The following is a 23935-nucleotide window of genomic DNA, read 5'->3' on the forward strand; positions in this document are numbered from 1 at the left end:
CTATGCGTTTGAACCTCAAGGCCGGCGAGAGACTGTTCATAAACGGTGCAGTACTGCGGTTTGAGCGGCGTGTGACGATCGAACTGCTGAACGATGCGACTTTTCTCCTGGAGGCGCATGTGATGCAGTTCGAAGATGCGACAACGCCGCTGAAGCAGCTCTATTTCATCATCCAGTCGATGCTGATCGATCCCGCGTCGATGCCGGCCGCGCGTCCGTCGGTTCTCGATCTGATTGCGCCGATGCAGGAAGCCTATCGCGATGCGACCATCGTCGAGGGGCTCGGCAAGGTTGGCGCGCTTGTCGCGGATCGGCGCGCCTTCGAGGCGCTGCGCGTCCTGCGCGGCCTGTTTCGTCCCGAAGGCGGGACGGACGAAAGGATGCGCGAGGTGGCATGACCGCCGCAACCGGAAGGAGAGACGATGATGGTGTCGGTGAGTAACGTGGGGCAGGCAGCGGCGGCGAGTACGAAGCAGGCATCGAAGACGACGCTCGACTACGAGGCGTTCCTGAAGCTTTTCGTCGAGCAGTTGAAGCATCAGGACCCGACCGCGCCGATGGATGCCGCCCAGTCGCTGGCGCAGCTCGCGACATTTTCGCAGGTTGAGCAGAGCGTTGCCACCAACAAGAAGCTCGACTCGCTGCTGTCCGCACACTCCCTGTCCCAAGCCAATGGTCTGATCGGCCGTACGGCGACCTCGGCGGACGGGCAGGTATCCGGCGCAATTGTGTCGGTCAGGGTCACGGATGAGGGCGCTCTCGCGACGCTCGGGAGCGGGGAGACGCTGCTCTTGGGCGGCGGAGTGTCGATCTCGTGATAACGGCCGGAAACGCAGGGGTGAGCGGGCATGAATGAGGCCGATGCGCTCGATCTCGTTCAATCCGCAATCTGGACGGTCATCATCGGCGCCGGTCCGGCCGTCGCGGCCGCGATGGTCGTCGGCATCATCATCGCGCTGTTCCAGGCGTTGACGCAGATACAGGAAATGACGCTGACCTTCATCCCCAAGATTCTCGTCATCCTCGCTGTCACCGCGCTCACCGGGTCGTTCACCGGCGGCAGGATATTCACGTTTGCCGAACAGGTGTACGGCCGCATCGTGACGGGGTTCGAGTGAACGCCGATGATTGCAGCCTCTTGCCGGAATGATCCCGAATGGCCGATCTGTTTGTAGGCAGCTTGAACGCGACGCAAGGGAACAAGGGCCGCGACGTCAGCTTCGCGATCGGCATCGTCGCGATCCTGCTCATCCTGTTCCTGCCGATCCCGCCGTTCCTGATCGACATCGGCCTTGCGTTGTCCATCGCACTTTCGGTGCTCATCCTGATGGTGGCGCTGTGGATACAAAAGCCGTTGGAGTTCTCGGCCTTTCCGACGGTGCTGCTGATCGCGACGATCCTGCGGCTGTCGCTCGGCATCGCCACGACCCGTCTCATCCTGGCCGATGGCGACAAGGGCGTCACGGCGGCGGGTTACATCATCCACGGCTTTTCGCAATTCGTGATGAGCGGCGATTTTGTCATCGGGCTTGTCGTGTTCGCCATCCTGATCACGGTGAACTTCCTCGTCATCACCAAGGGTGCGACGCGCATCGCGGAAGTGGGCGCGCGCTTCACCCTCGACGCCATTCCCGGCAAGCAGATGGCGATCGACGCGGACCTGTCGGCAGGCATGATCGACGACAAGGAGGCCCAGCGCCGCCGGCGGGAACTGGAGGAGGAGAGCGCGTTCTTCGGCTCCATGGACGGCGCGTCCAAGTTCGTCCGTGGCGAGGCTGTCGCGAGCCTGATCATCACGGCGGTGAACATCTTCGGCGGGATCGTCATCGGCATCACGCGCCACGGGATGCCGCTGTCGCAGGCCGCCGACGTCTATACCAAGCTGACGGTGGGCGACGGTCTCGTTTCGCAGATTCCGGCGCTTGTCGTCTCGCTCGCAGCCGGTCTGCTGGTCTCGAAGGGTGGCACGCAGGGATCGGCCGAACAGGCGGTGCTCGGGCAACTGAGCGCCTATCCCAAGGCGCTGTTCGTCTCGGCGGGCCTTATGGCGCTGATGGCGCTCACGCCGGGCCTGCCGATGCTGCCGTTCCTCGCGCTCGCGGGCATGCTCGCCTCCGTGGGCTATATCATCCCCCGCCGGCGGGCGGAATTGCAGGCGCAGGAGGAGATCGAACTCCAGAACAAACGCGCCCTGGAGCGGGTGGATACGCGCGAGGCGATCCGCGAGACGCTGAAGACGGCCGAGATCGAGCTGTGCATGGGGCGGCAACTGTCGGTGCGGCTCAAGGCCAACCAGGGCGAACTTATGCACCGTGTCTCGAAGATGCGCCGCAAGTTCGCGCAGCAATACGGTTTCATCGTCCCCGAAATCAAGCTGACGGACAGTCTCGCCACGCCGCCGAAAAGCTATCAGATCAGGATCCACGGCACCATCGTGACGTCGCACGAACTGCGGCTCAACGACTTCCTGGTCATCGTCGGTGACGGTGCCAAGCCCGATATCGCGGGAGACGAGGTGCGCGAGCCCGCCTTCGGCATGAAGGCCGTGTGGGTCAACGAGATCTATGCCAACGACGCCAGGCGCCTCGGCCTTTCGCCGGTGGACAGTCTCTCCGTCCTGCTGACGCATCTCGGCGAGGTCATCCGGAACAACCTGCCGCTGCTGCTGTCCTACAAGGACATGCGGATACTTTTCAACCAGCTTGACCCTGAATACAAGCGCCTGATCGACGACATCTGCCCGGCCCAGATATCCTATTCGGGCTTGCAGGCCGTTCTCAAGCTGTTGCTGGCCGAGCGTGTATCTATCCGCAATATCAACCTCATTCTGGAGGCGATCGCCGAGATCGTCCCGCACGTGCGCAAGACCGAGCAGATCGTCGAGCACGTACGCCTGCGGATCGCGCAACAAATCTGCGGCGACCTTTCCGACGAGGGCGTGCTACGGGTGCTGCGGCTCGGCAACCGCTGGGATCTCGTCTTTCATCAGAGCATCAAGCGCGATGCCCGTGGCGACGTGCTGGAGATCGATATCGACCCCGCGCGTGTCGAGGAGTTCGGAGCCGAGGCAGCGAAGGCCATTCGCAAGCATCTGGGAACCGGCAAGGCGTTCGTGCTCGTTGCGGCTCCCGACGCGCGCCCCTATGTCCGCATGATCGTCGAGCGGATGTTTCCGGCCCTTGCGGTGCTGTCTCACGTGGAGATCGCGCGCGGAACAGAGATCGAGAGTCTCGGGGCGATATCGTGATGCCGTCGGTCGCCTCGGACGTTGTTGTCGGCGCGCTGCTGCTGATGTGTCGCATCGGCGGCTGCTTCATGCTGATGCCGGGCCTGTCGCATGCGGGCATTCCTGCCCGTATCAGGCTCTACGCGGCGTTTGCCGTGGCGCTGACGCTGTTTCCGCTACTGTACGACAAGGTGAATGCCGCGTTCCAGGGCAAGCCGTTCGCGTTTCTGATCCTGCTCGTCGTTTCGGAGGTTCTGTCGGGCATCTGGATCGGGTTTCTGGGCAGGCTGATGTTTCTCGCCTTCGAGACATTGAGTGTACTGATCGCGATGTCGCTCAGTCTCAGCAATCCATCCGGCGTCTCGTTCGACCAGATGGAACCTCTGCCGCCGGTGGGAACTATACTGGGGCTCTCCGCCGCGATGCTCGTTTTCGCCGCCGATCTGCACTGGGAGGTGCTGCGCGCGGTCGCTGCTTCGTACGATAATATGCCGCCGGGCCTGCTATTCCAGTCACGGCTGTCGCTGGTCGGCGTTGTGGATCAGTTCGGGAATTCGTTTCTTCTGGCGCTGCGCATCAGCGCACCGATAGTCGTGTATGCGGTGATCGTCAATTTCGCAATTGGTATCGTCAACAAATTCACTCCCCAGATTCAGGTCTATTTCATATCGATGCCTTTCGTTATCGCCGGTGGCATGTTCCTTCTCTATATTCTTGTTAATGAAATGCTATCCGAATTCATTAAGGGAGTTTCACGCTGGCTGGTGTACGGCTAGAGAGCGTAATGAACTTGGATAAGGACAGTAACGGTTGAGGAGAAGCCAGGATCTGTGATGGAATAAGACGATGCGCTCTGAGTTTTATATTTTACCAAAACTTGCACTAAAGGCCATGGGGTGAATTGAGTGCGAACTGCTTTAAAACGCGGCACAGGTGACGGATGAAGGACCGGTTACACAAAATCGAACGTGTCGTCGTAGTGCAGCAGCAACTGAAACGCCTGTCGGAGTGGAAACTCGCCCTGCTGCGCCGGGACGAGGCGGCCCTCGGGAAAGCGCAGGAGCAACTCGTCAGCCGGCTTAACGACGGGGCCGCGCACCACGGCCTGTTCGTCGGCTCGATGGCGCGCCGCCTGACTCAGCTCTCCCGCGAGGCGCAGGTGGTGCACGCCGAAAGCGAGGCGCTGCAGGGACGGCTGCGCGAGGAGGCGCTGCGCCTCAAGCGCACCGAGCGGCTGGCGCAGAACATGGCGCGCGCGTCGGATGCCGAGGACGAAAAGATCGGGCTGGAGCGCATCGTGGAAGCGGGCGCGGCCCGAAAAGACGACAGCCTCGCGTAAGGTCCGGCGGTTAGGGTGTCATACGACAGGCCCCGGAACGGCATTTAGCCGCCGGGCGGAAGGTATTGCTGGAGTGGGAGGTCATGGCTGTCAGTATCCCTGCCGATATCGTCATGGACGTCGCCCGGGCGGCCGATCCGGCGCGCTTCCGGGTCGCCGTCGATAAGCTGGGTGGCGCTGACTATGCGCAGGTTGCCGGCGAGGTGGCGCTTGCCTTCAGCGCCGGCGAGGAGGAGTCAGCTGTGACGACTGCACGGCGGGACGGTTTCGGCCTGCCTCTCGACGTAGAGAGGGCGCGGCTGGGCGGGCGCGACGGACTGCCCGGCGTCAATCGTTTGCGCGCGGGCGATATCTATCAGCAGTTCGAGGCGGTGACGCTGCAGACATTCGTCGAGGCGCTTCTGCCGCGAGAGTCCACGGCATGGTTCGGCAAGGGTTTCGCGGGCGACATGTGGAAGTCGCTGCTGGCGCGGCAGATGGCGGAAGAACTTGCCCGCTCCGGCGGCATCGGCATCGCGCGCGCCGTCAGGCGTGCGCATCCGGATGGCGCGGCATGAGCGGTGGGGCCGATCGCATGGTGGCGGACGACGGGCGCCGGGATGAAGCGGGGCCGTTCGATGGCGACGACCCGCCGTCGGCTGCGCATGTTGCGTTGAAGCAGGCACTCCGCCGCCTTGATGCAGCGCTCGATGCTGAGAGCGCCTTTCTGCGGCAGGGTCTTGCTGGGAATTTCGACGAGATTACCCGACAGAAGGGTCAGTGCCTGCTCGATCTGGCGCGTCTTGCGCGCGTCGTGGACGTGCAGGCGCTCGCAACAGGTGAAGAAGGCGATGCGTTGCGGCGTAATGTCCGGCACATCCGGGCACGGCTGGCCGACAGCGAGGCAACGCTGGCCCGCTATCTCGACGCCGCCCGCGAGGTCGGCGCGATCGTGAGCGAGGGCATGCGCATGGCTGAGTCCGACGGCACCTATGCCGAGGCGGGGCCGTTCGGACGATATGGACGATGACGCGTCTCGTGCTGATCGGCCTCTGGGTCTGCGTCGTGACGCTCGTCTCCGCATATGGCGTCGCAAGCTGGTCGTCGAGCCAGGCGAAGAAAAAGGAGGAGGCGCCCTATCTCGAAGGGCTGGAGTTCCGCAAGCTGAGGCTGATCAACGTGCCGATCGTCGCCGACAATGCGGTCAAGGGCTATGTCGTGGCCCAGTTTGTCTACACCGCAGACGCGCGCACCTTGCGGGAGATATCGATTCCGCCCGAGCCACTGATCATCGATCGCGCCTTCAGGCTGATCTACGACGACACGGACCGCAAGTTCGACGGTGTCAACAAGAAGGATCTCAACAAACTGACGGGCGCAATCAAGGTGGAGGTCAACAAGATGTTCGGCGCGGATATCGTTTCAGACATCCTGATAGAAGAATTTAACTACATCGATAGAAAAGAAATTCTGGACTGAAGGGGCAAAAGAATACCTGCCTGGAACAGCGTTACCGGAGAGGCTGTTATGGATGACCTTTTGCGCGAGTTTCTGACCGAGGCGACCGAAAGCCTCGACCTCATCGACGCCGAGCTTGTGAAGTTCGAGCGTGAGCCCAATAACGCGGACATCCTCGGCAACATCTTCAGGCTCGTTCACACGATCAAGGGCACCTGCGGCTTCCTGGGGCTGCCGCGGCTGGGCTCGCTGGCGCACGCGGCCGAAACGCTGATGGGGCGCTTCCGCGAAGGGGCGCAGGTGAGACCCGAGGCCGTCGATCTGGTGATGCGCTCGATCGATCGCATCAAGGCAATCGTCGCCGATCTTGAAGTCAACGATGGCAGCGAACCGGCGGGCAGCGACGCGGACCTGATCGGCGCGCTCGATGCGATGGCCGAGAAGGCCGGGGCGTCCGGAGCTTCTTCCCCTGCGATTCCGGAAGAGGACGGGGAGGCCGCCGCCGGTGACGGAAACCCTGACGAACTCGAACGCCTGTTTCGTGAGACGCCGGTCGAGGTTCCGTCCGCCGGCGCGTCTTCCGCCGCGGGGGAGGCAGGCCGTCCCGGCGCGCCGGTGGCGGTGCGGCCGGCTGGCGGCGCGCCCGAGCCGCCGCTGGCTTCCCGCGAGGCCCCGGCGGTCCATGGCGACGACGGTGGCACGCATGCGCGCGGCGGCAGCGCGGCGCAGTCGATCCGGGTCAATGTCGAGACCCTCGAACAGCTCATGACCATGGTGTCGGAGCTGGTGCTGACACGCAACCAGCTCCTGGAGCTGGTTCGCCGGCAGGAGGAATCGGAGTTCAAGGTGCCCCTGCAGCGACTGTCCCAGGTGACGGCGGAGCTGCAGGAAGCGGTGATGAAGACGCGGATGCAGCCTATCGGCAACGCCTGGCAGAAGCTGCCACGCATCGTGCGCGACCTGTCGCGCGATCTCGGCAAGCCGATCGATCTGCAGATGCTCGGCGCCGACACCGAACTCGACCGGCAGGTGCTTGAAATGATCAAGGACCCGCTGACTCACATGATCCGCAATTCCGCCGATCACGGCCTCGAAAGCCCCGGGGAGCGCGCGAAGGCGGGCAAGCGCGAGGCCGGCACCATCCGGCTGGCGGCCTATCACGAGGGCGGCCATATCATCATCGAGGTCGGCGACGACGGCAGGGGCCTCAACACGGATCGCATCCGCGAGAAGGCGGTGGCGAAGGGGCTCGCGTCGGCGATCGATGTGGAGAAGATGTCGGACGCGCAGATCCACGCCTTCATCTTTCATCCCGGCTTCTCGACGGCTGAGGTCGTCACGAACGTCTCGGGCCGCGGCGTGGGCATGGATGTGGTGCGCACGAACATCGAGCTGATCGGCGGTTCGGTGAACGTCCTTTCCCGCCGGGGGCAGGGGTCGACGTTCCTGATCAAGATTCCGCTGACGCTGGCGATCGTCTCGGCACTGATCGTCGAGGCGGCATCGGAGCGCTTCGCCATTCCGCAACTGTCTGTCGTCGAGCTGGTGCGCGTGCAGAAGGGCAGCGAGCACCGGATCGAGCGGTTCAAGGAGGCGCCGGTGCTGCGCCTTCGGGAAAAACTCCTGCCGATCATTTACCTCGACCAGATGCTCGGCATCGCCGGCGATACCCGCCGGACTGGCGCGGTTGAAGACAGTTTCGTGGTGGTGATGCAGGTCGGCAGCCGTTCGTTCGGCATCGGCGTGGACAACGTCCTGCACACCGAGGAAATCGTGGTCAAGCCCGTGTCCTCGATCCTGCGTCACGTCTCGATGTTCTCGGGAACGACCATTCTGGGCGACGGCAGCGTCATCCTGATCGTCGACCCCAACAGCATGGCGCAGGTGATGACGACCGGCCTCGCCTCCGGCGTCAGCGCGGCGCACAAGGACGAGGCGCCGGCGCTCACTGGCGCGCATGCGGCCGAAACGCTGTCGCTGATCCTGTTCAGGGCGGGCTCGGACGAGCCGAAGGCGGTACCCCTGTCGCTCGTGACGCGCCTTGAGGTTTGCGACGCGAGCCGGATCGAGCGCCTCACCGGGCAGGATCTCGTGCAGTATCGCGGATCGCTGATGCCGCTCGTCTATCTCGATCAGGCATCGCGCGACAGGGCGCAGGGCGAGCGGGCGATGCTGGTGTTTACCGACAGGGGCCGGGCGATCGGCCTCGTCGTCGACGAGATCATTGATATTGTCGACGACGAGAACTTCACCATCGAGTTCAATTCCGAAATTCCCGGCATCATGGGCACGGCCGTGGTCAAGGGCCGGGCGACGGAGATTCTGGATATCGGCCATTTCCTGCCTCCGACCTTCCGCGCCGTCGCCGGCCCCCGGAACGTCAGGCCGGCGGAGAGGCCACGTGTCCTGCTGGTCGACGACAGCGCGTTCTTCCGCAACATGCTGTCGCCTGTGCTGAGGGCGGCGGGTTATGACGTGACGGTCTGCGACGGCGTGCGCGAGGCCTATTCGCATCTCGACGCTGACCCGCCATACGATGTCATCGTGAGCGACATCGATATGCCGGAGATCGATGGCTTCACCTTTGTCGAGCAGTTGCGGGCCGGCGCGCGGACGCGGGACTTGCCGGTCATCGCCCTGTCGGGGCTCAACACGCCGGAGGCCATCGAGCGCGGCCGGCGCGTGGGCTTCACCGACTACATCGCCAAGTTCGACAAGGAGGGGCTGCTGGCGGCCCTGGAAGAATTCACCGCGGACGGAATCGGAGCGAATCCATGAGCATGCCGCTTGCCACGGTTCGTGAGGAGAGTCACTGCCAGTTCGTCACGGTGCGCATCGCGAGCCAGCTTTTCGGCCTGCCGATCTGGGCCGTGCATGATGTGTTCGTGCCGCAGCGCATCACGCCGGTGCCGCTCGCACCGGCCGAGGTGGACGGAGTGCTGAACCTGCGCGGGCGGATCGTCACGGCCATCAATATGCGCCGGCGCCTCGGCCTGCCGCTGCGCGACGACGGCGATCCGGTCGTCGCGGTTGGCATCGACTTTCAGGGCGAGGTGTATGGCTTGCTCGTCGACGAGGTGGGCGAGGTGCTCACGCTCGACAGGAGCCGGCTGACCGCCAAACCGCCCAATCTCGACCAGCGATGGAGCGCGGTGACGGACGGCGTTTTCGCGCTGGAGGCGGAACTGCTCGCCATCCTCGATGTCGAGAGTATCCTCGCCAGCATCCGTGAGGATCATGTTTCGTCCTGAGGTCCCGACCGCCTGTCCGGGGCACGGCTGGCGCGATAGCTCGACCGCCTGGGTTTTCGCGACGATGCATGCTTTTCCGCCGGGGACAGTGGCGTGCGGTAACGAGGCGCCGTTCATTGAAATGCCTGCTGCAGAAGGATGCCTGGCTTGTCCGTGACACGCGATTTACAGACGGGCGCCGGGTCCGACGACATACGGGTCATGATCGTGGACGATTCCGCGGTCATCCGGGGCCTGACCGCGCGCTGGATCGCGGAGGCGGCGGGCGTGGCCGTCGTCGCGACCCACGCGAACGGCAGGAAGGCCGTCGAGGACGTGGCGATCTCGAAGCCCGACGTCGTCATTCTCGATATCGAGATGCCGGAGATGGACGGGCTGACGGCGCTGCCGCTGCTGCTGGAGCGGCATCCCGGGGTCGTCGTGATCGTCTCGTCGACGCTGTCGCGGCGCGGGGCGGAAATCAGCCTGCGCGCGCTGTCGCTGGGGGCGGCGGAGTGCATCGCCAAGCCGGACGGCAGCGGCCGCATCGCGAGCGCCGCCGAATACCGCCGCGAACTCTTCGATATGGTGACGCACCTCGGTGCGCGGGCACGGGCAAGGCGCGCGCGGGAAGGGGCGGTGGCCGCCGGCACAAGGGAGCAGGCCGCGCCGGCGCGGTTGCCGCCGGAAGCGCGCGGGCACCTGCCGGAACAGGCGACGGGCGGACGGGCGGGGAGCGGGCCGCCCGTCAGGCGACAGGCCGCCGAAGGCGCAAGGGCGCTGCGGCCTTACTCCAGCGTGCCGCCGCGCGTGCTCGCGCTGGGCAGTTCCACGGGCGGACCGCAAGCGCTGGTGCAGGTGCTGGCTTCCTGCAGGGAGGTGCTGGCGCGGGTGCCCGTGCTCGTGGTGCAGCACATGCCGCCCACTTTCACCGCGCTGCTCGCCGAACAGCTCGGCCGCGCCGCCGGACTGCCGGCGGCGGAGGCGAAGGAGGGAGAGGCGGTCGTCGCCGGCCGCATCTATGTCGCCCCCGGTGGCCTGCACATGCTGGTGGCGTGCAAGGAGGACGCGATTGTGGCGCGCCTGAGCGACACGCCGCCGGAACATTTCTGCAAGCCGGCGGTCGATCCACTCTTCCGCTCCGTGGCGCAGGTCTTCGGCCCGGCGGCACTTGGCGTGGTGCTCACGGGCATGGGCAGCGACGGCGGATTGGGGGCGGCGGCGATCGCGGCCAGTGGCGGCAGCGTCGTCATTCAGGACGAGGAAACCAGTGTCGTCTGGGGCATGCCAGGCGCTGTCGCTGCGGCCGGGGCTTGCGCGGGTATTTTTCCGCTGCCGCAGATCGGCGGGCAGCTGCGCGAACTGCTGCGGGGAAGCGCGCGATGAAGGCCGAGGACTATGACTTCATCGCGCGGCTGGTCAAGGAACAGTCGGGCCTCGCGCTGCCGGGCGACAAGCACTATCTTGTCGAGAGCAGGCTCCTGCCCGTGGCGCGCGAGGCGGGCGTAGACGACCTGAGCGGGCTTGTCCGGCAAATGCGCCGCATCGACACCGGGCCGGCGCTACGCGAGGCGGTCGTGGAGGCGATGACGACCAACGAGTCGTTCTTCTTCCGCGACAAACTGCCGTTCGAGTATTTCTCCGGTGTCGTGATGCCGTATCTTCTGGAGGCGCGGGCGGCGAAACGCCACATCCGCATCTGGTGCGCGGCGGCGTCGACGGGGCAGGAGCCTTATTCGCTTGCCATCTGCCTGCAGGAAATGGGCGCGCGCGTGTCCGGCTGGCGGATCGAGATACTCGGGACGGACATCTCCCTGCAGGCGCTGGCGCGCGCGCAGGCGGGCTGTTACACGCCGTTTGAGGTTCAGCGCGGCCTGCCGCCGCACCTTCTGGCGAAGTATTTCGTCCAGAAACCGGAACGCAACGGCGACACGTGGGAGATCGTTCCCGCCATCCGCTCGATGGTGACCTTCCAGAAGTTCAATCTGCTCGACCGTTTCACGGCATTGGGCACGTTCGACATCGTCTTCTGCCGCAACGTGCTGATCTATTTCGATTCGCGGACGAAGGCGGATGTGCTGGAACGCATCGCCCGGGTGATGCCGCCCGATGGCTTCATGATGCTCGGCGCCGCTGAAACCGTCGTCGGGCTGACGGACATGTTTCAGCCGATTCCCGCCCGCCGGGGCCTGTATAGCCCTGCGGGGAACAGGTCCGCACCCGGCCTTTCCAGCTACGTGGGCAACGCATGAGGATGCGCCGCGGCCACTTCCCGGGATCGCGCGCTGGCGGCGCGTGCGGGCAATCCCGGTCCTGCGGCCGACCGGCGCGCGCCGGACGCGGAAATCCGGCCCGTGCCGGAAGCGGGGGCACGGGTTTATTCGCCGACGCATATCCACTAGATTGACCGCTGCCCGGCGCGAATCGGCCGCCGGCGGCAACGCTTCCGCCAACGCACCCGCCAGGCGGAGCAGTTCCCGTTTCGCCCCGGAGCCCGACGCGCCGCATGCTGTTCAATTCGTTTGCCTTTCTGCTTGCCTTCCTCCCCTGCGCGCTGGTTCTCCACTGGATGGCGGAACGGTTCGCGCCGCAATGGCGCCTGCCGTTGCTCGTGGTTCTGTCACTGGCGTTCTATGCTTATTGGGACTGGCGGTTCCTGCCGCTGCTGATGGCGTCGATTCTGATCAACTGGACCGTCGCGCGGCTGTTCGGGCATCGGCCGCGGCACGAGCTGATCTACGGCGCGATCGCCGTCAACCTGCTGGTGCTCGGCCTGTTCAAGTATGCCGATTTCGCGATCGGGCTCGCGGGCGAGGTCGCAGGCGAGACGTTCACGCCGCTGCGGCTCGCGCTGCCGCTCGGCATCTCGTTCTTCACCTTCCATCACATCATGTACCTCACGGATCTCAAGGCCGGTCGCGCGCCGCAATTCGGGTTGACCCGCTATGCGCTCTACATCGCCTTTTTTCCGCAGGTTCTGGCCGGTCCGCTCGTGCGCTGGACCGAGATCATGCACCAGTTCGACGAGCGGCCCTATCTGCGTCCCGACGCGGCCGAGCGCTTCGCGCGGGGGCTGATGCTGCTGACTGTGGGGCTTGCAAAGAAGGTGTTCATCGGCGATCCGCTGTCGCTCTACGTCAACCCGGCTTACGAGGCGGCGGCGAACGGCGCCGTCAGCGTGCAGGCCGCCTGGCAGGCCGCGCTCGCCTTTCCGTTCCAGATCTATTTCGACTTTTCCGGCTACACCGACATGGCGCTCGGCATCGCGCTGCTGTTCGGCATCGTGCTGCCGCAGAACTTCGAGAGCCCCTATCGCGCCACCTCCCTGCAGGACTTCTGGCGGCGCTGGCATATGACGTTGTCGCGCTTCCTGCGCGATTATCTCTATATCGGCATGGGCGGCAATCGATACGGGCTGGCGCTGCAGCTATTCGCGCTGTTCATGACGATGACGCTCGGCGGCCTGTGGCACGGCGCCGGGCTCACCTTCGTCGTCTGGGGCATGGCGCATGGCGCGGGGTTGTGCGCGGGTGTGTTGTGGCGCAAGGCTGGCCTGCGGATGCCGACGCTGGCCGGCTGGACGCTGACGTTCGCCTTCGTGGCGCTCACCTTCGTACTGTTCCGCGCCACGAGTTTCGACGCCGCGTGGACGATTTACGAGGCGCTGCTGGGCTTCGGCCCTGACGGCGAGCGCATCAAGTGGCGCACGATCGCGCTCGCCGCGCTGGTGGCGATGGTGGGGCCGACGGCGTGGACCTTCGTTCACCGCCTGCCGCCGTCGCGTTGGGTGGCGGTGCTGACGGCGCTCGTTTTCGTGGTCATCATGTTCAAGATCGGCGATGACGCCAACTACGAGTTCATCTATTTCCAGTTCTGATGCGGGGAAACGGGGTGCAGGGCAGTCGGGAATTGCAGTGGCGGCGTTTCGCCATCACGCTCGTGGTGCTGGTGGCGGTGTTGTTTCCCGCGGCCGTCGCCGCGCTCTATGTGCTTGATCCCTATGGCTCGGGGCGGGTCACGCTCATCGATCCGCCGGGCGTGCGTGCGCAGGGAACGCGCACGGAGCATGCCAGCCGCGCGCGCGATCAGGCTTTCGATTCCGTCATCATCGGCAACTCGCGCATTCAGGCGCTCAGTCCCGAGCGGCTGACGGCGCTGACCGGCGCGCGATTCGCCTCCCTGACCATTCCCGGCACGCATCCCAAGGAGCAACTGACGCTGTTGCGCTGGTGGCTGCGCCACCGGCAGACGCCGCCGCAGGTCGTGCTGCTGGGCACGGATGCCTACTGGTGCAAGGCCGACCCCACACTGACGCCCGTCAACCCGTTTCCGTTCTGGCTTTATGACGAGGACCCGCTCGTCTATGCGCGCGGCCTTGCCCGGTTCAGCGTGCTGGAGGAGGGGCTGCGCCGCATCCAGTATATAGTCGGCGCGCGTGAACGCTCGCGACCCGACGGCTACTGGGACTACGATCCGATCTATGTCCTGCAGGGCTTCGAGACGCCGGAAAAGCGCCGCCGGCTGCTGGAATACAAGACAGAGGTGCCCGTCAACGACACTGGCCGCTTTCCGGCGCTCGAAGCCCTGCGCGAAGCCGTGCGGGAGGTTCCCGCCGCGGCGACGGTCGTGTTCATGATTCCGCCCGCCTTCGTCACCGGCCAGCCGAAGCCCGGCAGCGCCGAGGCGGACACGGAGGCGCGGTGCCGCGCGGCGCTGGGCGAAATCGCAGCCGCGCGCGCCAACACGATCATCGTGGAGTGGCCGGGCACTCGCCGCGAGACGGAGACAGCCGACGACTACTTCGATCAAATCCATTATAAGGGCCACCTCGCCCGCGTGCTGGAAGACATGATCGCGCAGCGCATCAGGGCGGCGCGCGGCGCCTGAGCAGGGAGTGGAAAAATGCGCGGAGGGCGATGATTTGCTTGCGCGCGGGGGCGAACTCCGATATCTCCATCCACGGGACACTTCCCCCCAACGGGAAGCGCCCATCTGTGAGGATGGATACATGACAGATATTGCAAAGCCCGTCGCGCGGCCGGTCAACCCCGCGTTCTCTTCCGGCCCGACTGCCAAGCGCCCCGGCTGGAGCGTCGAAGCGCTCAAGGATGCGGCGGTGGGCCGCTCGCATCGCGCGAAGATCGGTAAGGCCAAGCTCAAGCTCGCCATCGATCTGACCCGGGAAATTCTCAAGGTCCCTGAAGATTACCGCATCGGCATCTTGCCTGCGTCCGACACCGGCGCGGTAGAGGCCGCGTTGTGGTCGCTGCTCGGCGCGCGCGGCGTCGATCTGCTGGCGTGGGAGTCGTTCGGCGAGGGCTGGGTGACGGACGTCGTCAAGCAGCTGAAGCTGGAAGACGCGCGTGTCATCAAGGCTCCGTACGGCGAACTGCCTGACCTCGCGCAGGTCGACACGAAGACGCGCGACGTGGTGCTGGCGTGGAACGGCACGACCTCCGGCGTGCGCGTGCCGAACGCGGACTGGATCGCCGACGACCGCGAAGGGCTTATCATCAACGACGCTACCTCCGCCGCCTTCGCGCAGCCGCTGGAGTGGAAGAAGTTCGACGTCGTCACCTTCTCGTGGCAGAAGGTGCTGGGCGGCGAGGGTGCGCACGGCATCCTGATCCTGTCGCCGCGCGCGGTGGAGCGGCTCGAAACCTACAAGCCCGCCTGGCCGCTGCCGAAGATTTTCCGCCTCACCAAGGGCGGCAAGCTGATCGAGGGCATCTTCGTCGGCGAGACGATCAACACCCCCTCGCTGCTGGCGACCGAGGACTATATCGACGGTCTGCAATGGGCGAAGTCGGTCGGCGGGCTCGATGGCCTGATCGCCCGCGCCAACGCCAACGCCAAGGTGCTGCACGACTGGGTGGCGCGCACGCCGTGGGTCGCGAATCTGGCCAAGGACGAGGCGACCCGCTCCAACACGTCCGTCTGCCTGTCGATCGTCGATCCCGATGTTGTCGCCCGGGGGACGGAGGCGGTCGCCGCCGTCGCCAAGGGTATCGTCGCGCTGCTCGACAAGGAAGGCGCGGCCTATGACATCGGCGCATATCGCGACGCGCCTCCCGGCCTGCGGATCTGGGCCGGTGCGACCGTCGAGGCGAGCGATCTCGAAGCGCTGACGGCGTGGCTCGACTGGGCGTTCGCCACCGAGAAGGCGAAGCTTTCCGCCTGAGAGCGGTCGCCGCTGGACATTGACGCAGGGCCCGGCCGGCGCCGGGCTCTTGCTGCCGCCCTGAGTTTAGCGGGCGTCCGCGACGGATGCGCATCCGTCGCGATTTCCTTCCGTTACGAAATTTCCCTTTGCCCGAGAGGCTTGCTGATATGACCGCTCCCAAGGTGCTCATCTCCGACAAACTGTCGGATGCCGCCGTCCAGATTTTCAAGGACAATGGCGTTGACGTCGATTTCCGGCCCGGGATCGACAAGGACGAACTCGAAAAGATCATCGGCGACTACGACGGCCTCGCCATCCGCTCCGCCACCAAGGTGACGGCGAAGCTGCTGGAGAAGGCGACGCGCCTCAAGGTGATCGGCCGCGCGGGCATCGGCGTCGACAACGTCGACGTGCCGGCCGCCACCGCGCGCGGCATCATCGTGATGAACACGCCGTTCGGCAACTCGATCACGACGGCCGAGCACGCCATCGCGCTCACCTTCGCGCTGGCGCGCGAGCTTCCCGCGGCCGATGCCTCCACGCAGGCCGGCAAGTGGGAGAAGAACCGCTTCATGGGCGTGGAGCTGACCGGCAAGACGTTCGGCATCATCGGTTGCGGCAACATCGGCTCCATCGTGGCGGAACGGGCTGTCGGCCTGCGCATGCGCGTCATCGCCTACGATCCTTTCCTCTCGCCGGAGCGCGCGCGCGATCTCGGCGTGGAGAAGGTGGAACTCGACGACCTGCTCACCCGCGCCGATTTCATCACGCTGCACACGCCGCTGACCGAAAAGACGAAGAACATTCTCTCCGCCGAGAACATCGCGAAGACGAAGAAGGGCGTGCGCATCATCAACTGCGCCCGCGGCGGCCTCGTCGACGAGGTGGCGCTGCGCGCGGCCCTCGACAGCGGCCATGTTGCGGGCGCCGCCTTCGACGTGTTCACCGTGGAGCCGGCGAAGGAAAACCCGCTGTTCGGCCACCCCAGCGTCGTCGCTACGCCGCATCTGGGCGCTGCCACCACGGAAGCGCAGGAGAACGTCGCGCTGCAGGTTGCCGAGCAGATCTCGGACTATCTGCTGCGCGGCGCGATCACCAACGCGATCAACTTCCCCTCCATCACCGCCGAGGAGGCGCCCAAGCTGCGGCCCTTCATCGAGCTGGCGGAAAAGCTCGGCTCCTTCGCGGGCCAGCTCACGGAGACGGACATCAAGACCGTGCGCATCGCCTATGAGGGCACGGTGGCGCAGCTCAAGACCAAGGCGCTGACCTCCGCCGCCGTCGCGGGTCTGCTGCGGCCCTTCCTGCAGGACGTCAACGTCGTGTCCGCGCCGACCATCGCCCGCGAGCGCGGCATCGTGATCGAGGAGATCACGCGCGAGGCCGTGAGCGACTATGAGGCGTTGATCACGCTCACCGTCGTCACCGACACGCTGGAGCGTTCGGTCGTCGGCACCGTCTTCGCCGATGGCAAGCCGCGCATCGTCGGCATCAAGGGCATCAAGGTCGATGCCGAGTTCGCGCCGTCCATGATCTACGTGTCGAACGAGGACAAGCCGGGCTTCGTCGGCCGCTTCGCCAGCGTGCTGGGCGACGCTGGCATCAATATCGCGACCTTCGCGCTCGGCCGTGACTCCGAGGGCGGTTCGGCGGTGGCGCTGGTACAGGTCGACGGCGCGGTGCCGCAGGCTGTGCTCGATGCCGTGCAGGCCATTCCCGGCGTCAAGCACGCCCATCAGCTTGTGTTCTGATGGCGATGCAGATGTCGCGGGGCTTGACCTTGCGGACGTGATCTTTCATGAAATCAGTGAGAGCCCCGGCCAAGAGAAGCACTCTCGGCCGGGGTTTGTTTTTGCCGTGGTGCCGCACGGCTTCGGGACAATGAATGCGAGGCTGAAATGGCGAACGTCGTCGTGGTCGGCGCCCAGTGGGGCGACGAGGGCAAGGGCAAGATAGTCGACTGGCTGTCCGAACAGGCCGATGTGGTGGTGCGCTTCCAGGGCGGGCATAACGCGGGGCACACGCTCGTGATCGGCGGCGAGACCTACAAGCTGTCGCTGCTGCCGTCGGGCGTGGTGAGGCCTGGCAAGCGCGGCGTCATCGGCAACGGCGTGGTGCTCGATCCGCAGGCGCTCGTCGACGAGATCGAGCGGCTCGGCGCACAGGGCGTCGTGATCACCGCCGACAACCTGCGCATCGCGGAAAACGTGTCGCTGATCCTGCCGCTGCACCGCGAACTCGATTCCCTGCGCGAAAGCTCCAACGTCGGCACCCGCATTGGCACGACGCGCCGGGGCATCGGCCCGGCCTACGAGGACAAGGCCGGACGGCGTGCCATCCGGCTCGCCGATCTTGCCGATCCGGAATCGCTGCCGGGCAAGGTGGAGCGGCTGCTGTCGCATCACAACGCGCTGCGGCGTGGCTTCCGCCTGCCGGAATACGAGGCGGAGGCGATCATCGACGAACTGCTGCGGCTCGCGCCCAAGGTGCTGCCCTACATGGACACCACCTGGCGCACGCTCGACAATGACCGGCGGGCAGGCAAGCGCATCCTGTTCGAGGGCGCGCAGGGTGCGCTGCTCGATGTCGACCACGGCACGTATCCCTTCGTTACGTCGTCCCACACGGTGGCGGGGCAGGCGGCCGCGGGCTCTGGCCTCGGGCCGACCGCCATCGGCTACGTGCTCGGCATCGCCAAGGCCTATACGACGCGCGTGGGCGAGGGGCCGTTCCCCACGGAGCTGTTCGACGAGACGGGCGAGCTGATCGGCCAGCGCGGGCGCGAGTTCGGCGTCGTCACCGGGCGCAAGCGCCGCTGCGGCTGGTTCGACGCCGTTCTGGTCCGCCAGACGGTCAGCACCTCGGGTATCACCGGCATCGCCTTGACAAAGCTCGATATTCTCGACGGCTTCGAGGAGATCAGGATTTGCGTCGGCTATGAACTCGACGGCAATACGATCGACTACCTGCCGGCGAATCAGGCATTGCAGGCGCGGGTGAAGCCCATCTATGAGAGCATCGCCGGCTGGCAGGGCTCCACGGCAGGCGCACGCTCGTGGGCGGATCTTCCCGCCGAAGCCATCAAATATGTGCGCCGTATCGAGGAATTGATCGGTGCGCCGGTGGCGCTTCTTTCCACCAGTCCGGAACGCGACGATACTATTCTCGTGCACAACCCTTTCGAGGGATAAATCACTGCTGGCGCGCACGTCGAACGGATGGGGCCATCCGTTCGACAAAAATGCGCGCCAGAATGGCTGCTGCCCCGAACCGGGGCGCGGGCACTTCTTGGATAAATTTGATGCATGAATAAAAAGATAGAGCAAAACACCGATTCATGTTCAATGCATTTTGCTCCAATGCGGCGCGTCTGCCGGTCCGGCTGGATCGGCGCATGCGCCGAGAGCCGGCCACGGCGCTGTAAATTGAGGCTGCCTCCAAAGGCGGTTAGTGGTGAATGACAGATCTATACGCATTGTTAACCCGGGCGATCAACAGCCAGCCGGAAAATACGCCGGAAGCGCGGCTTGCGGTCTACAATCATATTCGCGGATTGTATGAACGCCAGCGGCAGGATATCGACCCCAATCTGCCGGAAGCGGAAATCCTGAGCGAACAGACACGCTTGCTGCGTGAGCAGGCGTCGCTGGAGACCGTCATTGCCCGTATCGAGGCGGAGCTGGCGGAGGAACCGCCGCGTACCGGAGAAGCGCTGACCTTCGACCGTTTCGCGGCGCAGGACGGGAGCGGGGACGATGCCTCGGCCAATAGCGGTGCTGCCGGCCAACCTGCCGCTGCTGGAGATGCCGCGCGCGAGCGCCCGCGTGTGGCCGCGCGTCGGGAGAAGCGCGAAACCTCCGCGGTGCGCCGTGGCGGCGTGATCGCGGCGATCGCTCTGGTGCTTGCCGGGATCGGCGGCGCTGCCTGGTGGCTTCGCAACGATGCGCTGCCACCGCAGGAGGCTGGTGCGCCGGCGCCTGCCAGCGACACGGCGGAAACCGCGGGCAACGGCAAGATCGCCGACCGGGTGAGTGGCGCGCCGCCCGACGAGCCGGCGCAGCCCGCCGCGCCGGTGGAGGCCCGGCCCGCCCAAGCCGCGCCGCAGACGGCGGCCGCGCCACAAACGAACGGCACGCAGGCGCAGACGGAGGTCATCGCGCAACGCGCGTTCCTGTTCGAACTCGAGGACGAGAACAGCACGCAGCCGAAGATTTCGGCCGGGCAGGTATTGTGGCGGCTGGAAGGCAAGGGCAGCAGCAATGCGGCGCTTTATGCCGATGTTGTCATCGCCGAGGCCGGGCTGTCGTTCTCGCTGGTGATGCGCCCCAACGACGATCCGTCGCTGCCCGCATCACATACGATCGAGATCGTCTTCGTGAACGATCCCGGCTCGCCCGACCGCGTAGTGCGCGATATCGCCGTGCCGCAACTCCGCGTCGACAAGGAACCGCGCGGCGTGCCGCTGGCGGGGCTGCCGATACCCGTCGCGGACAACGTGTTCCTCGTCGGCCTGTCCAACGTCGCTGCGGACGTCAGCCGCAACAGGGACCTGCTGCGGCAGCGCGACTGGGTCGATCTGCCGCTGCGTTTCGCCAGCGGCAAGATGGGGACGATCACGATCGCCAAGGGATCGGTTGGTCAGCAGATCATTTCTGACGCGCTCGATAGCTGGAAGTGACGCCGGCAGCCGGGTCGGGATGACTCTCGTTCAATCGTCATCCCGCTCTTTTCCGAAAGCGGCGTCCACTTTTGCTGAAATTGTTCTATTTATAGCAGTTTGCATTCAAGTCGATCCATCGAATTGAATGCAAGTTGCGTAAAATATAAAATATAGGGCGCGCCTTCTGATGGGATCATCTGATCGATCAGAATTCGCTCAAAATAAGGAATCTGTCCTGTTTCAACGTAAACAGCACAGATTCTAGTCGGCAGCGCTGACCGGCTGGGGGTTCTCGATGCGCGCGAGCCCCCGCTTGACAGCTTCCTGCACTTTCTCGAAAGCCCGCACCTCGATCTGGCGCACGCGCTCACGGGAGACGCCGAACTCGCCGGACAGCTCCTCCAGCGTGACAGGCTCGTCGCGCAGCCGGCGGGCCTCGAAGATGCGTCGCTCGCGGTCGTTGAGAACGCCGAGCGCCTCACGCAGCGCTGTGAGCCTGTTGCTGCCTTCTTCCTCGACGACCAGGTTCGTTTCCTGATCGACACCGTCGTCGACGAGCCAGTCCTGCCATTCGCCTTCGCTTTCCTGCCGCAGCGGAGCGTTCAGCGAGGCATCGCCGATCAGACGGCGATTCATGTCGATGACTTCCTTCTCCGGCACGCCGAGCTTGGTGGCAATCGTACTCACATGCTCGGGCAGCAGGTCGCCGTCCTCATAGGCCGAAATCTGGCCCTTGGCCTTGCGCAGGTTGAAGAACAGCTTCTTCTGGTTCGCGGTTGTGCCCATCTTGACGAGCGACCACGAACGCAGGATGTATTCTTGGATGGCGGCCTTGATCCACCACATGGCATAAGTTGCGAGGCGGAAGCCCTTGTCGGGCTCGAAACGCTTGACGGCCTGCATCAGACCGACGTTCCCCTCCGACACGACCTCCGCAATCGGCAGGCCATAGCCGCGGTATCCCATGGCGATCTTCGCGACGAGCCGCAGGTGCGATGTGACCAGCTTATGTGCCGCAATCCTGTCCCCGTGCTCCTTCCACCGCTTGGCGAGCATGTACTCCTCCTGCGGCTCCAGCATGGGGAAGCGGCGAATTTCGGCCAGATAACGGCTGAGGCCGCTGTCGCTCGCCAAAGTCGGCAATGCCGATGAACTGCTCATAACGCCTCCTCTCGGATCCCCTCATCAGGCGGATCAGTCCGGTTGCCGGATGGCCAACCTGTTTTCACTATAATGCATCCGGCCAATAAAGGGGAAGAGATCAAAAATGACAATCCTGTCAGGTACGCTCTTCCTCATGACCGGGACGCGAAACGTGTTTCCCGCGAAAAATACTATCGAAACGCGGAGTCACGAAAAGTAATGACAAATTTTGATAATTGTATGGTGAAGCCGGCGGTTTGACCGAACCGTTGCGGCAAATTCAGTATCCATGCAAAAGGCGCACCGGTCGGTGCGGCTCCGCACGATGGGCAGCGGGTAAGATATATGCCGTGCGGCGGCTCTCAACCTTCGCGCAGTGCATCCAGAAGCCGCTGCATGGGCGGCGGCGGCGCGCTTTCGAAGACCATCTCCTCGTCCGTATCGGGATGGGCGAAGCCGAGCAGCGTGGCGTGCAACGCTTGGCGGCCGAGGGCGGAAAGTGCCTGCCGCGCCGCATCGTTCAGATGGACTTCCTTGGTGCGGAAGCCGCTGCCGTACAATGTATCTCCGAGCAGGGGATGGCCGCGATGGGCAAGGTGCACGCGAATCTGGTGCGTCCGCCCCGTTTCGAGTTCGCAACGCACGAGGCTCACGACGGGTTCCGCCGCGCGCGGCGGGAAATTCTCTTCCACCCGGTAGTGCGTGATGGCCTCGCGGCCGCGCCCGCGCGCGACCACGGCGATCTTTTCGCGGTTGTGGGCCATGCGTTCGAGCGGGGCGTCGATGGTGCCGGCCCGCGGCAGGGGTGCGCCCCAGCACAGCGCGGCATAGGCGCGCTGCAGCGGGCCGGTGCGGCCGTGGTCGGCAAACTGGGCCGCGAGCGACTGATGGGCGCGATCCGTCTTCGCCACCACCATGACGCCGGACGTGTCCTTGTCGAGCCGGTGTACGATGCCGGGCCGGCGCACGCCGCCGATGCCGGAAAGGCTGTCGCCGCAATGGGCCAGCAGCGCGTTGACGAGCGTGCCGCTGGGGCTGCCGGGCGCGGGATGCACGACGAGACCGGCCGGCTTGTCGATGACGATCAGCGCGTCGTCCTCATATATGACATCCAGCGGGATGGGCTCGGGCGCGGGAGCGGCGGGCTCGGGCGGCGGCACGATCAGGCCGAGGCGTGCGCCGGTGGCAACGCGCGCGCCCGGGTCGGTGACGATGGCATCGCCCACGCTGGCGTGGCCCGCGCGAATCAGCTGCTGGAGGCGGCTGCGCGACAAGTCCGCGCCGGCGGGCAATTCGGCGATGGCCTGCGCCAGCGCCTTGTCGAAACGGGTCGCGGCGTCGCCCGCCCAGGTCGCGTCGATCCTGTCGCCTGATTCGGTGACGCTATCGATGGAACTCAAGCAAACCTCGTCCTCCGGGCCGCGCGCCATGGCACGCATAATAGGGAAAACCACCATGAAAAATCGCCGATCATGCGCCGCGCGAAACACAAACGACAACGCGGCCGGAAAGCGGGGCATCGGTTACCCGCAAACAGCGATGGTGCTCCCAAGGGGACTCGAACCCCTGTTTTCGCCGTGAGAGGGCGACGTCCTAGACCGCTAGACGATGGGAGCATCCGCAGGCAGGAGGTCCGTATATAGGCTGATTGCCGGCAATGCAAGCACGATCTTCAACGAAACCTGCCGGCTGTGGATCGTTTGCACCGGGCGGATGTGGGCCTGCTTTCTTTGGCGGGCGTCATCGCCCGCCGCCGGGGCCCGTGGCGTGGTCCAGCACGCCCTGCCACGCGGGATCGGGGCCGATCTCGTTCGCCGAATCGATGGTCAGCAGTTGCGCGAGGCGGCCGCGCGCCCGGTTGACGCGGCTCTTGATCGTGCCCAGCGCGCAGCCGCACACTTCCGCCGCTTCTTCGTAGGAAAGCCCCGCGCCGCCCACCAGCACCAGCGCCTCGCGCTGGTCGTTGGGCAGTTTCATCAGCGCCTCGCGGAAATCCCGCAGGTTCATATGGCCGATCTGCGGCGGAGGTGTCGCCTGCATGGAGGCGATGCGCCCGTCGACGTCCTCGACCTCGCGCCGGCGCTTCCGGTACTCGGAGTAGAAGACATTGCGCAGGATGGTGTAGAGCCACGCCACCATGTTCGTGCCCTCCGTGAAGGAGGACAGTTTCGCCCACGCCCGGATCAGCGTTTCCTGCACGAGGTCGTCTGCGCGCTCCGGTTTGCCGCACAGGGAGATGGCGAAGGCACGCAGCTTCGGAATGGCGTCGATCAGATCCTGCCGGACGCGCGCATTAGCTTCGCCCGCTTCCGCGTTTCCGGCGCCATTTGCCTGCGGCTGGGCCGTATGGCTGCCGGCGTTCGCGTGATCTTGCGCGTTTTCCTGCGTCATGCGGGTTTTCCCCGAACAAGTTTCCGTTCCCGGTTGTTTCGTCATCGGAATTGTCGCGTGCTCCATTCGCTTGCGGGCGAGCGGGACGGCCGTCGAAGGAAGCCGTCCGGCTGACAGGCATTCAACCTGGAAACATGCCGCGGAACATCCGCCGCCTCCGTGCGGCGGGAGCGGGTTGCGAGCGCCTCCCGGCCGCGTTCCTCCATGCCGTGCCTTGTGCTTGGCCGTTGCTGTCCACCGGAAAACGCATGTCCCGGCGAAAAGTTCCGGATATCGTTGCAGATGACGGTCCGGGGAGTGCCGAAACAGGCGCAGATCATGGGGAGGCGGCCTTTTCTGGTTCCTG

The 23935-nt window shown here is 65.1% G+C and carries 22 protein-coding genes and 1 tRNA gene; 19 read left to right on the forward strand and 4 right to left on the reverse strand.

Going from position 1 to position 23935, the window contains the following annotated elements:
* Nucleotides 1-2 precede the first annotated feature (2 nt).
* The 19 genes from flbT to FHS82_RS04815 all read left to right on the forward strand — a co-directional run bounded on the left by flbT (nt 3) and on the right by FHS82_RS04815 (nt 20073).
* Nucleotides 3-398: a flagellar biosynthesis repressor FlbT gene (gene flbT / locus FHS82_RS04725; RefSeq protein ID WP_166949348.1), complete on the forward strand. Its 396-nt coding sequence runs from the start codon at nt 3-5 to the stop codon at nt 396-398.
* 27 nt (nt 399-425) lie between these two features.
* The gene (gene flgD / locus FHS82_RS04730) at nt 426-818 is read left to right on the forward strand and encodes a flagellar hook assembly protein FlgD (protein WP_166949351.1); all 393 of its coding nucleotides are present in this window, start codon (nt 426-428) and stop codon (nt 816-818) included.
* A gap of 30 nt (nt 819-848) precedes the next feature.
* On the forward strand, nt 849-1118 hold the full coding sequence (gene fliQ, locus FHS82_RS04735; protein ID WP_166949353.1) for a flagellar biosynthesis protein FliQ: 270 nt from the start codon (nt 849-851) through the stop codon (nt 1116-1118).
* A 38-nt stretch (nt 1119-1156) separates the two neighbouring features.
* Nucleotides 1157-3247 carry a flagellar biosynthesis protein FlhA gene (gene flhA / locus FHS82_RS04740; protein ID WP_166949355.1) on the forward strand — a complete coding sequence of 697 codons (2091 nt, stop codon included), beginning with the start codon at nt 1157-1159 and terminating at the stop codon, nt 3245-3247.
* A complete protein-coding gene (gene fliR / locus FHS82_RS04745; protein ID WP_166949357.1) occupies nt 3247-4002 on the forward strand; it encodes a flagellar biosynthetic protein FliR in 756 nt (251 codons plus the stop codon). The genes flhA and fliR overlap by 1 nt, the downstream gene beginning before the upstream one ends.
* Nucleotides 4003-4166: 164 nt before the next feature.
* Nucleotides 4167-4565, forward strand: coding sequence for a hypothetical protein (locus FHS82_RS04750; protein WP_166949359.1), 399 nt, complete (start codon nt 4167-4169; stop codon nt 4563-4565).
* Between the two features lie 83 nt (nt 4566-4648).
* Entirely contained in the window at nt 4649-5122 is a 474-nt protein-coding gene (locus tag FHS82_RS04755; protein ID WP_166949361.1) for a rod-binding protein, read from the forward strand.
* Nucleotides 5119-5574 (forward strand): hypothetical protein, encoded by a 456-nt coding sequence (locus tag FHS82_RS04760; protein ID WP_166949363.1) that lies wholly within the window; start codon nt 5119-5121, stop codon nt 5572-5574. Before FHS82_RS04755 ends, FHS82_RS04760 begins: the two co-directional genes overlap by 4 nt.
* Nucleotides 5571-6023 (forward strand): hypothetical protein, encoded by a 453-nt coding sequence (locus tag FHS82_RS04765; protein WP_166949365.1) that lies wholly within the window; start codon nt 5571-5573, stop codon nt 6021-6023. Before FHS82_RS04760 ends, FHS82_RS04765 begins: the two co-directional genes overlap by 4 nt.
* Before the next feature lie 48 nt (nt 6024-6071).
* On the forward strand, nt 6072-8780 hold the full coding sequence (locus FHS82_RS04770) for a hybrid sensor histidine kinase/response regulator (protein WP_166949367.1): 2709 nt from the start codon (nt 6072-6074) through the stop codon (nt 8778-8780).
* A complete protein-coding gene (locus FHS82_RS04775) occupies nt 8777-9253 on the forward strand; it encodes a chemotaxis protein CheW (protein ID WP_166949369.1) in 477 nt (158 codons plus the stop codon). Before FHS82_RS04770 ends, FHS82_RS04775 begins: the two co-directional genes overlap by 4 nt.
* A gap of 138 nt (nt 9254-9391) precedes the next feature.
* Nucleotides 9392-10618 (forward strand): chemotaxis-specific protein-glutamate methyltransferase CheB, encoded by a 1227-nt coding sequence (gene cheB / locus FHS82_RS04780; protein WP_246225083.1) that lies wholly within the window; start codon nt 9392-9394, stop codon nt 10616-10618.
* The gene (locus FHS82_RS04785) at nt 10615-11484 is read left to right on the forward strand and encodes a CheR family methyltransferase (RefSeq protein WP_166949371.1); all 870 of its coding nucleotides are present in this window, start codon (nt 10615-10617) and stop codon (nt 11482-11484) included. Before cheB ends, FHS82_RS04785 begins: the two co-directional genes overlap by 4 nt.
* A 254-nt stretch (nt 11485-11738) precedes the next feature.
* Nucleotides 11739-13109 carry an MBOAT family O-acyltransferase gene (locus FHS82_RS04790; protein ID WP_166949374.1) on the forward strand — a complete coding sequence of 457 codons (1371 nt, stop codon included), beginning with the start codon at nt 11739-11741 and terminating at the stop codon, nt 13107-13109.
* Between the two features lie 14 nt (nt 13110-13123).
* Nucleotides 13124-14119, forward strand: a complete 996-nt coding sequence (locus FHS82_RS04795) for a hypothetical protein (protein WP_166949376.1) — start codon at nt 13124-13126, stop codon at nt 14117-14119.
* 121 nt (nt 14120-14240) lie between these two features.
* The gene (locus tag FHS82_RS04800; RefSeq protein WP_166949378.1) at nt 14241-15413 is read left to right on the forward strand and encodes a phosphoserine transaminase; all 1173 of its coding nucleotides are present in this window, start codon (nt 14241-14243) and stop codon (nt 15411-15413) included.
* A gap of 149 nt (nt 15414-15562) precedes the next feature.
* A complete protein-coding gene (gene serA / locus FHS82_RS04805) occupies nt 15563-17146 on the forward strand; it encodes a phosphoglycerate dehydrogenase (protein ID WP_166949380.1) in 1584 nt (527 codons plus the stop codon).
* A gap of 147 nt (nt 17147-17293) precedes the next feature.
* Nucleotides 17294-18586 carry an adenylosuccinate synthase gene (locus FHS82_RS04810; protein WP_166949382.1) on the forward strand — a complete coding sequence of 431 codons (1293 nt, stop codon included), beginning with the start codon at nt 17294-17296 and terminating at the stop codon, nt 18584-18586.
* Nucleotides 18587-18852: 266 nt separating this feature from the next.
* Nucleotides 18853-20073 carry a hypothetical protein gene (locus FHS82_RS04815; protein WP_166949384.1) on the forward strand — a complete coding sequence of 407 codons (1221 nt, stop codon included), beginning with the start codon at nt 18853-18855 and terminating at the stop codon, nt 20071-20073.
* Between the two features lie 243 nt (nt 20074-20316).
* On the opposite strand, the gene rpoH is transcribed toward FHS82_RS04815, so the two are convergent.
* The 4 genes from rpoH to FHS82_RS04835 all read right to left on the reverse strand — a co-directional run bounded on the left by rpoH (nt 20317) and on the right by FHS82_RS04835 (nt 23589).
* Nucleotides 20317-21216 carry an RNA polymerase sigma factor RpoH gene (gene rpoH / locus FHS82_RS04820; RefSeq protein WP_166949386.1) on the reverse strand — a complete coding sequence of 300 codons (900 nt, stop codon included), beginning with the start codon at nt 21214-21216 and terminating at the stop codon, nt 20317-20319.
* Nucleotides 21217-21560: 344 nt separating this feature from the next.
* Complete coding sequence (locus FHS82_RS04825) at nt 21561-22589, reverse strand: RluA family pseudouridine synthase (protein WP_377699900.1); 1029 nt, start codon at nt 22587-22589, stop codon at nt 21561-21563.
* A 149-nt stretch (nt 22590-22738) separates the two neighbouring features.
* A tRNA-Glu gene (locus tag FHS82_RS04830) sits at nt 22739-22814 on the reverse strand.
* Between the two features lie 124 nt (nt 22815-22938).
* A complete protein-coding gene (locus tag FHS82_RS04835) occupies nt 22939-23589 on the reverse strand; it encodes a sigma-70 family RNA polymerase sigma factor (protein WP_208394094.1) in 651 nt (216 codons plus the stop codon).
* Between the last annotated feature and the right edge of the window lie 346 nt (nt 23590-23935).

It is taken from the genome of Pseudochelatococcus lubricantis (assembly GCF_011762225.1).
GTDB classification, from domain to species: Bacteria; Pseudomonadota; Alphaproteobacteria; order Rhizobiales; family Beijerinckiaceae; genus Pseudochelatococcus; species Pseudochelatococcus lubricantis.